This is a genomic window from Dethiosulfatibacter aminovorans DSM 17477, assembly GCF_900142005.1.
Taxonomy (GTDB): domain Bacteria; phylum Bacillota; class Clostridia; order Tissierellales; family Dethiosulfatibacteraceae; genus Dethiosulfatibacter; species Dethiosulfatibacter aminovorans.
The window spans coordinates 44,153-58,702 of record NZ_FQZL01000015.1; the positions used below are offsets into that span (position 1 = coordinate 44,153).

General features: G+C 40.7%; 14 protein-coding genes and 1 riboswitch. Of the genes, 4 read left to right on the forward strand and 10 right to left on the reverse strand.

From position 1 onward, the window contains the following. Nucleotides 1-152: 152 nt before the first annotated feature. A complete protein-coding gene (locus BUB05_RS10720) occupies nt 153-797 on the reverse strand; it encodes a response regulator (RefSeq protein WP_073049609.1) in 645 nt (214 codons plus the stop codon). 12 nt (nt 798-809) lie between these two features. Then, nucleotides 810-1,952, reverse strand: a complete 1,143-nt coding sequence (locus tag BUB05_RS10725) for a sensor histidine kinase (RefSeq protein WP_073049610.1) — start codon at nt 1,950-1,952, stop codon at nt 810-812. A gap of 187 nt (nt 1,953-2,139) precedes the next feature. Between BUB05_RS10725 and BUB05_RS10730 the strand changes: the two genes are divergently transcribed. Both BUB05_RS10730 and BUB05_RS10735 read left to right on the forward strand, forming a co-directional pair. Continuing rightward, entirely contained in the window at nt 2,140-2,358 is a 219-nt protein-coding gene (locus tag BUB05_RS10730; protein WP_073049611.1) for a NifU family protein, read from the forward strand. A 19-nt stretch (nt 2,359-2,377) separates the two neighbouring features. Then, a complete protein-coding gene (locus BUB05_RS10735) occupies nt 2,378-3,511 on the forward strand; it encodes a Fic family protein (RefSeq protein ID WP_073049612.1) in 1,134 nt (377 codons plus the stop codon). A gap of 61 nt (nt 3,512-3,572) precedes the next feature. Here the strand turns inward: BUB05_RS10735 and cobT are convergent, their stop codons facing one another. The 6 genes from cobT to BUB05_RS10765 form a co-directional block, all read right to left on the reverse strand. Next, nucleotides 3,573-4,625: a nicotinate-nucleotide--dimethylbenzimidazole phosphoribosyltransferase gene (gene cobT, locus BUB05_RS10740; protein ID WP_073049613.1), complete on the reverse strand. Its 1,053-nt coding sequence runs from the start codon at nt 4,623-4,625 to the stop codon at nt 3,573-3,575. 281 nt (nt 4,626-4,906) lie between these two features. Then, nucleotides 4,907-5,207: riboswitch (cobalamin riboswitch) on the reverse strand. A 46-nt stretch (nt 5,208-5,253) separates the two neighbouring features. Beyond that, entirely contained in the window at nt 5,254-5,832 is a 579-nt protein-coding gene (locus BUB05_RS10745) for a protein-L-isoaspartate(D-aspartate) O-methyltransferase (RefSeq protein ID WP_073049614.1), read from the reverse strand. Between the two features lie 12 nt (nt 5,833-5,844). Next, nucleotides 5,845-6,666 carry a CHAD domain-containing protein gene (locus BUB05_RS10750; protein ID WP_073049615.1) on the reverse strand — a complete coding sequence of 274 codons (822 nt, stop codon included), beginning with the start codon at nt 6,664-6,666 and terminating at the stop codon, nt 5,845-5,847. Between the two features lie 263 nt (nt 6,667-6,929). Beyond that, nucleotides 6,930-7,874 (reverse strand): D-2-hydroxyacid dehydrogenase, encoded by a 945-nt coding sequence (locus BUB05_RS10755; RefSeq protein ID WP_073049616.1) that lies wholly within the window; start codon nt 7,872-7,874, stop codon nt 6,930-6,932. 123 nt (nt 7,875-7,997) lie between these two features. After that, nucleotides 7,998-8,633 carry a 50S ribosomal protein L25 gene (locus BUB05_RS10760; protein WP_073049617.1) on the reverse strand — a complete coding sequence of 212 codons (636 nt, stop codon included), beginning with the start codon at nt 8,631-8,633 and terminating at the stop codon, nt 7,998-8,000. 131 nt (nt 8,634-8,764) lie between these two features. Then, nucleotides 8,765-9,784 (reverse strand): DUF362 domain-containing protein, encoded by a 1,020-nt coding sequence (locus BUB05_RS10765; protein ID WP_073049618.1) that lies wholly within the window; start codon nt 9,782-9,784, stop codon nt 8,765-8,767. Between the two features lie 168 nt (nt 9,785-9,952). Here BUB05_RS10765 and BUB05_RS10770 point away from each other — a divergent pair, with 168 nt between their 5' ends. Continuing rightward, on the forward strand, nt 9,953-10,591 hold the full coding sequence (locus BUB05_RS10770; RefSeq protein WP_073049619.1) for a RecX family transcriptional regulator: 639 nt from the start codon (nt 9,953-9,955) through the stop codon (nt 10,589-10,591). Next, nucleotides 10,581-11,252, forward strand: a complete 672-nt coding sequence (locus tag BUB05_RS10775) for an HAD family hydrolase (protein WP_073049620.1) — start codon at nt 10,581-10,583, stop codon at nt 11,250-11,252. The genes BUB05_RS10770 and BUB05_RS10775 overlap by 11 nt, the downstream gene beginning before the upstream one ends. 66 nt (nt 11,253-11,318) lie before the next feature. Here the strand turns inward: BUB05_RS10775 and BUB05_RS10780 are convergent, their stop codons facing one another. Further along, a complete protein-coding gene (locus BUB05_RS10780) occupies nt 11,319-12,155 on the reverse strand; it encodes a YihY/virulence factor BrkB family protein (protein WP_073049621.1) in 837 nt (278 codons plus the stop codon). Between the two features lie 66 nt (nt 12,156-12,221). Then, nucleotides 12,222-14,414, reverse strand: a complete 2,193-nt coding sequence (locus tag BUB05_RS10785; RefSeq protein ID WP_073049622.1) for a DNA topoisomerase 3 — start codon at nt 14,412-14,414, stop codon at nt 12,222-12,224. Between the last annotated feature and the right edge of the window lie 136 nt (nt 14,415-14,550).

Below are 14,550 nucleotides of genomic sequence, written 5' to 3' on the forward strand. Positions count from 1 at the left end.
AATATTACAGACGGAGTTTTAGTCTTGTATTAGCTGTGTGTTGTCTGTTTATGGTTAAATGATACAATGAGTCATGGTAATATGATAAGTCACCGGAGTAATGGAAAAGTAATATATAAAAAAACGACCTTTGATTTGGTCGTTTGAGTTGGTTATTGATCTGCCATTTCCTTTATCATGAGGCCTACCTTTGTGCGGTTGCTGGTGTTGAACTTGCTGTAGATGGAGGATATATAATTCTTGACTGTTCCATTTGAAAGATAGAGTTTTTGTGAAATTTCTGAATTTGTAAGTCCTTCTGCCAGGAGCAGTCCTATCTCTTTTTCCCTGTTTGTAAGTTCCCCGGCATTCAATGTTACATTTTCGCTTGTGGACCTTTCCATTTTGATTTTTTTTGCAAGCTTTGCAGCTATGTTTGAAGGCAGTACGGTTTCGCCGCGTGATACATCCCTTATGAAGCCAAGAAGCTTTTCAGTATCTATATCCTTAAGCAGGTATCCCTCGGCACCATAGTATATGGCATCCACTACATAATCGTCATCGTCGAAGGTGGTTAGCATGATTATCTTTATATCTGGATTTTCATCTTTTATTATTCTTACTGCCTCAACTCCGTCCATTTCAGGCATCCGTATATCCATGAGAATAACATCCGGCTTTGCGGCAAGGGCTGTGTCAACAGCTTCCCTTCCGTTGGAAGCCTGTTCTGTGACCTCCATATCCTCCTGGAAATTTATTATTGTCTTAAGTCCATCCCTTAAAAGGGTCTGGTCATCTGCAAGCATAATTTTAATCATTTTGTCACCCCGTTAGATATTAATTTCAACCTTGAAAAGATTGCTTGATGTTGAAATCTCCATATGCCCTCCGAATTCTTCAAGTCCGTCTCTGATATTGTTGAGGCCGAATCCCCAGTCTATGGCATCAGGTACATGACCGTCGTTTGTTACAGATAGCATAAGGTTCCTGTCGTTTTTCAGGTCTATATCGATTTTTTTGCATCTGCCATGGCGTACGGCATTTGAGATGAGCTCCATGAGGGAAAGATAGATGAATCTTTTCAGTGGCAGTTTCAGGCTGTCGAGTTCTGGAATATCCCATCTGAGCATCAGACCTGTGTGTTCATTTATATAGGAAAATTTTTTTTCAAGATTTTCATTTACATTGATGTATATTGAGTCGTCGTTGACGGAATGGACTGATTTTCTTATTTCATCAAGGCTTTCCCGTACCTGTCCCTTAATCATGTCAAGATGTTCGTCCAGTTTTTCGGGATTTGATTTTTGGACTATCTTTGCAGCTTCAAGTTGTATGACTGCAGTTGTTAGACCGTGTCCCACCCTGTCGTGGATTTCGCCTGCAATTCTATTCCTTTCCTTTATTGCTGCGGTCTCTTCTGCTTCAATAATTTTTGAATTCAGTTCTGCAGTGGTTTTCAAAAGCTTTTCATTTACAGTCATGAATTTCTTAAGAAAAAAACCGACACTGTTTGTAAGGGTGTATTGCAGTGCTCCTATTATGAATATAATCACAAGGTCCGAGGTGTTGAAAATGAATGTCTTGTTGTAGTAAAGCCAGAAATATACCATGTAGCCGACTATGAGATACAGAATGCTGAATTTTTCATCATAGTCGATTATTATGTCTATTGTAAGTATCATGAAAAGGCCAAGTGAATTAGCGGACCTGTCCAGGTATACAGCTGAGGATACCAGTGCCATTTCCAGCCAGGGTGATATGTAGTGCAGTTTTTTTACTGATGAAGTTGAGTGTCGTAAAAGAAACAGAATCATATACCCCGATAAAAAAGACATTATGAGTGTTGTATTGCTGTATATATATGAATAGTTATTGTAGAAAACATAGAAAAATACAGGTATGAAAAGTGCCATGATGATAATATGAATAAGTTTGCAGGTCCTGTCCATACCGCACATGAATATGTTTTTCATTTAATCAGCTCCCTATTTATGAAGAAATTATCTAATATTACAGTTTCCCTTGTATATAATTATATAATAAAATATAATGGTAGGGAAGTGACCGGAGTAATATCTTTCCTGTTGACTTAAATGTCTCAGGGGATTATACTATAATGGTTAAAAAAATAACAATCTTAAAGGATTAAAGGAGATTACAATGGAAGAGCAAATAAAAAAATCACTGGAAAAAATTAGACCGATTCTGCAGAGAGACGGTGGAGATGTGGAATTCGTATCAGTTGAAGATGGTGTTGTAAAGGTTAAGATGCAGGGTGCCTGCGGCGGATGTCCGGGAGCACTCATGACTATAAAAATGATTATCGAGCGTACTCTTGTTGAAGATGTGCCGGGAGTCAAAGAGGTAATAGGCGTATAACAACCGCCAGGTTAGAACAATGAAAAATTTCACCCCGCAGCTTCTTCCACCCAACATAAAAATTAATGCTGAAGACTATATTGACGAGCTTGTTGAAGCATACGGAGCCGTGAAGGAGTACAAGACCGTTCTAAAATATTTAAGAATGGACAGGGATATTCTTCTTCATATCCTGTATTCCAGGGAAGCCGTCGACTCCATGAACCTTGTGGAAAACAAGGCTACGGTCAAGGAATATTTTGAGCTTTCCGTAGAAAAGAACAGGAACCATGAGTATCTGAAGGAAATCCAGAACTATATGGATACCTTGGCGAAATCAAAGGATCTGTTCAGTAGTTTGGATTTTAACGAAAGACTTTTCAACAGGATTCACTATTATCTTACTGAAGGATATGAAGAGCCTTTTAGGAAGGGAAGCTACAGAACCGAATCGAACCAGGTGATAAACAAGGCATGCGACCCAACCGAGGGATTCATGCCTCCCTCTGCTGAAAAGATAGATGATTTGATGAAAAATTTTATTGAATATCTTGAGGCCAATGAAGATTATCATCTTCTTGTGAAGATGGCAATACTTCACTATCAGTTTGAATCAATCCATCCCTATGATGATGGAAATGGAAGAATGAGCAGGATACTTTTTCCCATATTCGTAAACAAGCTTGGACTCATGGACAATCCAAACCTCTTCATTAGTGAAGCCATAGGAAGAAACAGATGTCTGTACTATGAGAATCTTGAGCAGATTAGAAAGAATAAGAACTGGGTACCATGGATAAAGTACTTCCTGAAGATGATAGAGACCCAGGCAAAGATGCTGATGGAATTTGTACTTGAGCTTGAAAGACTGTATTTTCAGGACTATGAAAAGGTTGAGAATATAATGTTCAACAAGTATATAGGAAGCATCTACAAGAGCATCTATAAGAATCCGGTATTCACCATAAACCAGATAGCCCAGGAAACAGGATTCAACTATCAGACTGTAAGAAAGCATCTTGTTACCCTTGAGGACGACAAGATTGTAAGCTATAATGAAAGCAGTAAGGGAAGGGTCTATTACTATGACAACCTTATCGAGATTTTATCGACCAGGCAATTACCTGAGGAACCTAAGGCAGTAGAAAGTTTGGAGCCTTATGATATACCTTAGATAGAAGATTAAAAATGAGACGGAAAGCCAAAAGGTTTTCCGTCTTCTTGACTTCTGGCTATTAAACCACTCCTATTCCGCCTTCCTGGAATGTGATCATTGCCTTGTTCATGTTTATGGCTGCATCGATTATATTAAATACGAGAACGGCACCGCTTCCTTCTCCCAGTCTCATGTTCATGTCAAGCATAGGAGTGAGACCAAGTAGTTCGCTTGCAGTCTTTGCACCCTTTTCCTTTGAAAAGTGGGATGTAACGAGATAATTCTTTGTCTTAGGTTCAATGGCGCAGGCTATTAGTGCCGCCATAGTGGAAATGTAACCGTCCACTATGCACGGAGTCTTGTTTGCCGCACATCCAAGCATTGTACCAGCCATTCCAGCTATATCAAGACCACCAACTTTTGCAAGGACGTCAATTGGATCTTTCTTATCAGGACAGTTCAGCGCTATTGCCCTTCTGATTACATTTGCCTTGTTTTCGACCATTGAAGCATCAAGGTTTGCACCGATTCCCGTTATTTCTTCCGGAGCAATTTCACCTAGAACGGAAAGTATTGCAGTCGAAGGAGTGGTGTTTCCAATTCCCATTTCTCCAGTACCGATTATTTTTCTTCCCTTCTTGATTTCTGATTCGGCAACCTCGATTCCTGTTTCAAGAGCCTTCACAGCCTCTTCATATGTCATTGCAGGTCCTTTGGTCATATTGTCCGTACCGTATTTGACTTTTTTGTTTATTATTGTATCACCATACTCGAGATCTTCCTGTACACCTATATCCACAGTTACCAGATCGGCGCCTGCAACGGCAGCCAGGGCACCTACTCCTGTTATCCCTTTGGGGATGTTGTATGTCTGAACAACAGTAACGACCTGAGGTGCCGAAGCAACTCCCTCATCGCATACGCCATGGTCAGCTGCCATAACAATAATTGCCTTGTTGTCAAGAACAGGGAACATTTCTCCAGTGATTCCCGACATTTGGACTGCAAGGTCCTCCAGCTTTCCAAGACTGCCCTGGGGCTTGATAAGGTTGTCCACCCTGTCCCTGCATTCCTTCATTACATCCTCGTTGAGTCCTTCGATTCTTTCTACGGTTCTTTTCAATAGTTCCATTTTTTTCTCCCTTTTGTTAAATTTTTTGTTCACAGTTTTCAAGTGTAGAATCAGTTTTTATATTTTAGTCAAAACTTGTAGCAGGTGATTTCATGGTACAGTGAGGTCGTGAATTCGAGGTGCATTAAATATCCTTATAAAATCAGATTTGTTGCACCGAGTGAACAGGGAACTGTAACATGGAATCATCTGCGGACTGGCTCCAGGAAAATAAAAAAAGCCCACACTTATAAAAGTGTGAACTTTCCATCGTCCATACGAATGTATTCCTTGCTTAGAGGAATATTCTGATTCTCCAGGCAGGTCTCCTGACTTAGACATTCAGCTCAAGAAAGTTAGACTGTTCATAATCCCTTGAATCGTTGGTATTATGCTTTAAAGGAAACTTTCTTTCGCGGCTTAATAACTGCTTACGCAGTTAACGCAACGCGGTTGCTTTCTTGCGTGACTGCCGCCTTCCCTCTACATTGGAATGTGAAGTGGCGTGTGACAGTCACTGTTCATTACAGTGGCGGGCCCGTTCGGGGATTACACCCGATTCCCTATTCTCCGATAAACGGCACCTGAAAAAGTGTATTTAATTATTTTTGATTATAATAAATTGGATAAGGGTTGTCAATATAAATTTTCATTCATATTTTCCTATAAGGGGCACGAATTTCACATAACCCTTGCATTCAGTGGAAACCTTTCCTTCAGAATCTTTTTTTACGACAAGAAGCTCCTGGTAGTTGGATCCACCAACGGGAATGACCATTATTCCATTGGGGGCAAGCTGTTCCAGAAGGGAAGGAGGTATGAATCTGGCTGCTGCAGTGACCATTATCCTGTCAAAGGGAGCGAATTTTTTCCAGCCCATGGTACCGTCTTCATGTTTGAAATATACATTGTCAAATCCCATGTTTTCGAGTCGGATTTTCGTCTTGTCGTAGAGTTCCCGGATTCTTTCAATGGTGAAAACCGTCTTTGAAAATTTTGAAAGGAAGGCAGTTTGATATCCGCTTCCCGTACCGATTTCAAGCACCTTGGAGTCCTCCCTAAGATCCAGCAGTAGAGTCATTTCAAGAACAAGGGAAGGCTGGGATACTGTCTGGCCATACCCTATGGGCAGGGCCGTATCCACATCTGCCAGATCCTTGTTGATATCCATGAAAAGGCTTCTGTCAAGTGAATTGAAATATTCTATGATTTGTTCCTTTCTATCCATATGAACACATCCTCAGGTTTTTATTTCCCATAAATAGAGCACATCGTACCTTTTGTTGTAAAAGCTTTCAATAAGAAAATCGGTTCTGGAATATATGAATGCAGTCATTCCTTCGATGTCATTTCCTGTTTTTTTGTTATAGTCTTTAAGAAGCTTTTCCAGAACTGTAAGGTCCTGTATTTCACCCAGCCAGTCCTGGAGGCTTTTCAGGCTGGTCAGCCTTTCTTTTTCTTCTTTGAAAACCAAGCTGTGGATTTCAAAAAGATAACGGAAATGCTTCAGGGAAATCCTGACCTTGTGAATTGTTGCAATATCGTTCTTGTCGATAAGTTCAATGTTTTTCACAACTTCCAGGAAGGAGTCGTCAAGCCTAGTTCTTAGTGTAGACGGGAAGTTGTTCTTGAATTCACTGGAGGATGCTGCAGAAGCAAGCCGGTCAATCCTTTTTATAAGTTTTGGTGTATTGAATTCAATCAATCCGTCCCTCAGAAGGTTTTCTCTTTCTGTTCTCAATGTATCAAGGTATCCAATGAATTCAAGTGCTTCGGATTCGTCAAAATTGCTTTTGACATAATCCATTGCTACGTGAATGTCCCTTGTGCTGCTGAACTGTTTTTGCATTTTTCTAAGGAATTTTCTGTTTTTCTGGTCCACGTCTTTGAAATTGAGAGTCAGCTCAGATATGGACATGAGCTTTCTCAAATCAACCCTTATGTCATGTACTGAGTCCACAGACATGGATTCCCTGCATTCGTCAAGTTTTGACTTAATGTCGCTTCGGATTTTCTTTATATGTTCTGTTAGAATCCTGGATGCCCTTTCTTTCTTCTTCACAGAATCACCTTCTTTGACTTAGCTGCCTTGTCTCAGCTTAGGAAAGTTAAAATGTGTAATCCCTTGAAACGTTGGTATTACACTTATATGGAAACTTTCTACGACTTCTTGATAAATGCTTGCACATTTATCTGCTTGCACATTTATCTGCTTGCACATTTATCTGCTTAGGCATTTAACACAGCATAGTTGCTTTCTTGTATATATATTTTATCACAATATTCCCATAAGAAAAAGAAAACACGAACTATAATTTTTGTATTCTAGTAGCCTTTTGTGAAAGAATATCTGTTCATCAACTCTTTGTTATTGAGATAACGACTTATATTTTCTTTTATTATTGGGTATGCCTTCTTCATATAGTTGGTGCTTGGACCGCAGATATGGGGTGTTATTACGATGTTTTCAAGATCCCAGAGTTTGCTTTCTTCCGGCAGGGGCTCCTCTTCGAAAACATCGGAAATATAGAGCCTGAATTTTTTCTCCGAAAGAGCCGTGTGCAGATGGTCCTCGTTCACTGTGCCGCCTCTTCCCATGTTGATCATGCAGCTTTCCTTCTTCATTGAATTGAAAATTTCTTCATCAATTACCTTGTCGGTTTCATCTGTGTGGGGAAGCAGGTTAATGATATAGTCACACTTTGATGTCAGCTGCTTCAAATCCTTCAGCGTATAGATCTTTTCAATTCCGGGCACTTCATCTTCCAAGCTTTTCACTCCATATACTTCCATTCCAAGTATGGAGGCTTTTTTTGCTATTTCCATACCTATGGAACCAAGCCCTATGATTCCCAGCTTTTTTCCGAATATTTCATTCTGGGGTATATCATGATTCCAGTTTCTTTTATTTTTATCCAGCATCATCTTGTCCAGCCTTCTTGCGCCAAGTATCATCATGCTAAGGGCATATTCAGTCATGTGAATCTTGTGGATTCCTCTTCCTGTTGTAAGATTGATGTTTCTGGATTTTATGTAGTCAAGGGGAAAATGGTCAACTCCTGCAGAAATAGCCTGAATCCACTTGAGCTTGGATGCTGACTCCATCTGAGATTTTTTCAGGTAGAAGGTTATTATTGCATCCGAGTCTTCTATTTCATTCAAGAGGTCTTTTTTGCTGCTTACAAAGGAAAAATCCACATTCTTGAAATCCAATTCCAGCTGTCTCAAGTCTTCATCGGGGAAGGGATAGGTGTTTATTGTTATTTTCATAGGCTTCTCCTGTATTTTAACTATATTTGTATGTCATGAAGACATATTAATTATTATATCACAAATATTGTCATCAAACATAAAAACGGATCTGCCCGTGGGCAAATCCGCAAATATTAATGGTTATTGTTCTTCTGTATCTTCTTCGCTTCCAACAACTACAGGCTCGGCGCTTACCTGGCCTTCTGCAGCTTCAAGTTCGGCTTCTTCATCAGCCTCTGTTCTATGAGGTGACAATGAAACGATTGTATCATCGGCATTGGATAGGATTGTTATGGAATCGTCCACAACAAGCTCTGCGACTGTTATTCCATGTCCTACCTTTAGTTCTGAAACATCAAGGTCTATGTTTTTAGGAATATTGTCTGCAGTACATTCGATTTCAACTTCATCAAGTTGATGAACCAGAGCTCCATCCTTTTGAATGTGTTCTGAATTCACCAGGTGAATTGGAACGGAAACGTGGATTTTTTGAGTTTTGCTGACCTTGTAGAAGTCAATATGCAAAAGCTGGTCTTTAACATAATCATGGTGAACGTCTTTAACCATGGCATGATAGGATTTGTCCCTTAAAGTAAGGTCGAGAATGGCATTCTCTCCAAACTTCCTGAGTATTCTTTCAATCTCTTTTTTGCTGACTGAAATATTCTCCGGCTCAATGCCTCTGCCATAGATAACTCCAGGGATAAAATCATTTTGTCTTAGTCTCTTTGCTGTACTTGTTCCAGTTGTGTCTCTGGGTATGCAACTAATCTTCATATGAACCCCTCCATGTAGTATATTTATTTCCTTATATTTTACCATACATGGAACAATAATTCAAATTTCAGAATATGACAAAGAATGTTTTTGTTGGCATATTTCGAATTAATATTCGGTTTTTCCTGCCCCTACAGCTTTATCAGTTCGTATTCTCTTGTACCCAATCCAATTTTTTCTGCATGCTCAAGTGTGATTCTACCCTTGTCGAAATGGTTCTTTCCCGATTCCCTTTGAAGGATGTCAAGTGAAGCAGCATCAAGTGCAACAGGGTCCTTGCTTGCCATAACTCCTATGTTGCCGTGTACAGTATCAAGATGCTTTCCTATGCAGTCACAGTCTACGGTAAGGTTCACCAGGTAGGATATATAGATATTATCCTTGCCCTTGGCTGCTCCGTAGGCGTATTCCGCCAGGTTGTAAAGGAAGGACTTGCTGTCCCATCTGTTTCTTATTGCTCCTTCCGGACAGACCGCTATGCAGCCTGCACAGCCTGTGCATTTTTCATCATCGATTACGGCGGTTCCATCCATGGTTATTGCATCGAAATTGCATTTTTCAATACAGAGTCCGCATGAGATGCATTTTTTCTTGCTTATTACAGGAGAAACGCTTGAATGCTGAGCCATCTTTCCGCTTCTCGCCGCAAATCCCATTGAAAGTTGCTTGAGAGCCCCTCCGAAGCCTGCCATGGCATGGCCCTTGAAGTGGCTCATTACTATGAACTGGCTGTAGTTACCGTAAGCCTTGCCTATTTTACAGACATCAAAATATTCCTTGTTGATTTCAACTTCATCATACTCAGTTCCCGTTTCACCGTCTGCAATGATTATCGGAAGTGAAGTGAAACCATGTTCCCTTGCAAGCTTTAGATGACTGGAGGTTGTAGTTCTTGCCCCCCTGTAAAGTACATTTGATTCTATGTATGAAGGTTCTACTCCCTTGTCCTTAAGGTGGTTTATTACACCAAGGTAGCAATCCTCAGGCAGAAATGTCCTGTTTCCCTTTTCTCCGAAGTGAACCTTGATGGGAACTATTTTTTCATATTTGTGGTCCGTATCCTCTTCAATACTCTTCAAAAGTTCGACGGCTATCCCGCTAAGCTCGCTGTAGTCTTTTGTGTCGTTTTCTATAAAATATACCTTGCTCATAGTTACTCCTTTGAATATCATTATATTTCTATTAAACCATAATTTCGCTAAATTGCAAGTGTTTGGAGCATATTCCCGAAACAAATTCATTTGAAAACCTTATCACAAATATGTTAAAATAAGGGTGGTCTGGTCCATTGATCAAAACCATCAATAATTGGAGAAATAATGAAAATTACAAATATTGAACAACAAAAAAAGAACAAGAATAGAATGAGTATATACATTGATAACGAATATGCCTTTGGATTGAATATAAGCATATGTGAGAAATACAATCTAAAAAAAGACATGGAAATAACTGAAGAATTTGTCGAGGAGGTTCTTATTAGCGAAGAAAGAAACAAGGCTGTAAACCAGGGACTCAAGTTTCTTACAGCCAGCCAGAAGACCGAAAAGGAAGTCAGGGAAAAGCTTGGAGTATTGGATTTCGAGAAGGACATCATTGAGTATGCTGTTGGCTATTTGAAGGAGCAAAGGTACATCAATGACGAACAATACACCGAATCCTTCATTAACGACCAGCTGAGTTTCAGCAAGGATGGAAGAAGGAAAATAAGGACAAAGCTTTACAGGAAGGGAATAGATATGGAAACCATCGACAGGGTGATATCCGTAATAGATGATAATGTTTTTGTTGAAAATGCATTGTCTGTTGCAAGGAAGAGGCTTAAGACCATGACCTTCGTAGACGAACATGAAAGGGACCAGAAGATATTCAGATTCCTTTTCTACAAGGGTTATGACTTTGATATCGTGAAAAAGGCAGTAGGCATTATAGACGAGGAAGATTCATATGAAAATTGAGAATATATTTTTTGATGCAGGAGGAGTGCTTTTCTTCATCAGAAACAAGCGTGACGATGTAGTGAGAAAGCTGCTTCTGTCAATGGGATATGCGGAGTCTTCCGTGGAGGAAGCCGTGGATGCAGGAAATGAGTTTGACAGGGTCTATCTTATGGATATAGACTGGTTCTATACATGGGATGAAGAGGAAGCATGGCTTAAGGGAAGGTTTGACGCAATATCTGAATACATAGACAGGGACAACAAGACCCTCGGAAGGAAGCTTTTCATGCTTACAGTGGATACAATCCACTATGAGATGTATCCTGAAACAGTGAGGATTCTTGAAGAGCTCAGCGGCAAATACAACATGTCGGTAATATCCAATGCATTGCCGAGCCTTGACTGGGCCTTTGACCACCTGGATCTGAGAAAGTATTTCCAGAAGGTAGTAATTTCAGCCTATGAGGGAATGGAGAAACCTGACCACAGGATATATGAGTCGGCTCTCCTGCAGACGGGCTATGACAGGGAAAAGACAATTTTCATTGACGACAGGATTGAAAATGTTGAAGCTGCAATAGACCTTGGAATGCAGGGATACCACAGGGACAGGGAAAGAGTCACCCTCGACGACTTCGCAGCGTTCCTGGAAGAGAATCGAAACGAAGCAATAGTGTAAAAGTGTATATAAACAAAAAATCGCCGATTCAGGCGATTTTTTATGCCAATTCGAAGGGTATCCAAATTACTCTACTTGTTCCGGCGGTTTCCTGTACTGCATTATCACCGAATTCATTTCGGCTCCAAGCATTAGTACGGTACTCATGAAATAGAGCCACATCATGAAGATCACTATTGATGCAAGACCTCCGTATACAGCGGCATAATTGGTGAAGGTGCTTACAAAGAAACTGAAGGACCTTGAGAGGATATACCATCCTATAAGGGAGAATACAGCTCCGCAATAAACATCCCTGTATTTCAGCTTTCCGGCTGGAAGTACCTTGTGCACAGACAGTATGAAGAAGATGAACACCATGAGGTACAGAAGGTACCTCAGCGCATACAAGGTATCTATAAGTCTTACGGATATGGGAAGGTAGCTGCTTATAAAGTGAAAGAAACCAAGTCCCAGTGCCGGCATGGCAATTGTAATCAGTATGGATGCTATGAGCAGGAGGGTGTAGTAGATTCCTGTCAGCTTCAATATGATGAAATTCCTTGTTTCCTTGTAGCCGTAGGCCATATTGAAGGACCTCATTAGTGCATTTACCCCTCTGGAAGCAGACCACAGTGCAGTAAGACCTGACACGGACAGCAGGCTCAAGCTGTCGTTGATTATATAGTTGTCAATGAAGTTTACTATGAAAATGCCTATATCCTCCGGCAGGCTTGATGTGATATTTTCAAACATCAGGTCGATATTCAGATTGAACCTTGAAGCAAGAGAAAGGATAAACATAATCAAGGGGAATATTGAAAGAAATACAAAGAAAGCCATCTGCGCACTGAAGGCCGTTACATGGTGCTCCCTGTATCTTCCGGTAATTTCTCGTATTTGCGAAATATTGAAATCCATCATATAATTCACCTTCCCATTGTTTTGAACCGTTTCCACTGCAGTTGCATGTTCAAGGCAAAATGACTTTTACTTTTTATTGTCATTTTTGTTTTTGTTCAAGTTGAGCTTTGCCAGAGCTGCAAATGGGTTGTCTGCCATTTCAGCTTCCTTTGCAGCCTTTTCAGCCTTCTTCTTGTAGTTCTGGAAGTCCCTTTTTCCGCCTTTTGAACTCTGGTTTTTCTTTTTTTTCTCAAATGAAGCCAGTGTTTCCCTGTAGCCGCAGTTGGGACAAACAAATTTCTGGTTGTCGTCTTTGCCTACAAGGTCAAGTTTTTTGTGGCAGTTTGGACATCTGGCATTGGTCGTTCTTGAAATGTTGATCCTGTGGCCGCAGTTTCTGTCCTGGCATACAAGGCTTTTGCCGTGCTTTGTTTTCACTTCAAGCATTAGCTTGCCGCATTCGGGACATTTTGTAGTTGACAGATTGTCGTATTTGAACTTTTCGGTACTGCCTTTTATATCCTTTACCAGGTCCCTGGTATAGCCCTTCATTTCCATGATGAAAGCATTTTTGTCCAGTTTCCCCTTTGATATCAGGTCGAGCTTTTTTTCCCAGTCTGCCGTCAGAAGGGGAGATTTCAGGTCGTCAGGAACTAGAGAGAGAAGCTGTTTGCCTTTGTTTGTAACCCTGATGCTTTTACCCTTTTCTTCAATGAGCTGTGTGTTGAAGAGCTTGTCGATTATGTCGGCTCTTGTTGCAACAGTACCTAGACCGCCTGTTTCTCCGATTATCTTTTTAAGGTCCTTGTCAGAAGTGGACATGTATTTGACGGGATTTTCCATGGCGGACAGGAGGGTTCCCTCGTTGAAATAAGGAGGAGGAGACGTTTCGCCGGTAGTCTTTACAACTTTTTTGATTTTCAGACTGTCTCCGTTCTTGAAATCAGGCACCATCTTATCCATGGAATCTTCCGGGGAAAGTGATTTCCATCCCATGCTTATTACCTTTATACCCGTTGTCGTGAAAATTTCTCCACCTATTTCCATTTTAACAGTTTTTTCTTCGTATTCATACGGTGGAAGAAGTACGGACAAAAATCTTTTGACTACAAGTTCGTATATATTGTTTTCGTCGTAGCTTAGTGAGCCTCTCATCATGGATTCTTCCGTCGGTATGATTGCATGGTGGTCTGAAACCTTGCTGTTGTCCACAAAGGACTTTGACTTCTTGACAGGCTTCTTGAGTATGCCGAAGGCGGTTTGCCTGTATTTGTCAAGACTTATTGCCTTGAGAACATCCGGAAGAGTATCCACCATGTCGTCCGTAAGGTATCTTGAATCCGTCCTCGGGTAGGTAAGAAGCTTGTGGTGTTCGTACAGTGACTGCATGATTGAAAGTGTCTTCTTTGCAGAATATCCATACTTGCTGTAGCCGTCCCTTTGGAGTTCAGTCAGGTCATAAAGGGGAGGCGAATATTTCTTTTTCATCTTTGAGTCCACTGATATGACCTTGCCGTCCTTGTTCTTGATCCTGTTTAAGATACTGTCGATTGTTTCTTCCTTGAATGTATTTGAATTATTTGACTTCTCGTCTTTCCATATGAAGTCAAGGTTTGAAGCCTCCGCCTTCATTCCATAGTATTTCTGAGGCTGGAACTCCCGTATTTCCTTTTCCCTCTGTGCAATTATTGCTACCGTAGGAGTTTGTACGCGTCCGCAGCTAAGCTGGGCATTGTACTTGGTTGTCAGCGCCCTTGTAGCATTTATTCCAACTATCCAGTCGCTTTCGGCTCTGGCAACTGCAGCGGAATAAAGGTTCTGATAGTCCTTTCCGGGCTTCAGCTTGTTGAAACCTTCAGTTATTGCCTTTTTTGTTACTGAAGAGATCCATAACCTTTTGACGGTCTTTTTGACAGGTGTCTTTTCAAGTATCCATCTTGCGACAAGTTCTCCTTCCCTTCCTGCGTCAGTCGCTATGATTATTTCATCCACATCATTTCTTTCCATGAGGGATTTTACAGTGTTGAACTGCTTTCCCGACTTCTTTATGACTACGAGTTTCATCCTGTCGGGAATAATCGGCAGGTCTTCCATGTGCCATTGAGCGTATTTCTTGTTGTATGCATCAGGGTCGGCAAGTGTAACAAGATGACCCAATGCCCAGGTTACCAGATAAGACTTGCCCTCCATGTATCCGTTTCTGTTTTCTCTGCAGCCAAGTACCTTTGCTATTTCCTTGCCTACAGATGGTTTTTCCGCAAGAACCAGTTTTTTACCCATATATTTCCTCGCTTTATCGATTGTTTTCATATTGCGTTCTTTCAGCTTTATATTATATAGGATTTCCTTGGATATTACAATAATCGGGGACGGCTGGTTCTGGACGGATCATTTGGCAATGAATGAACAGCAAAAG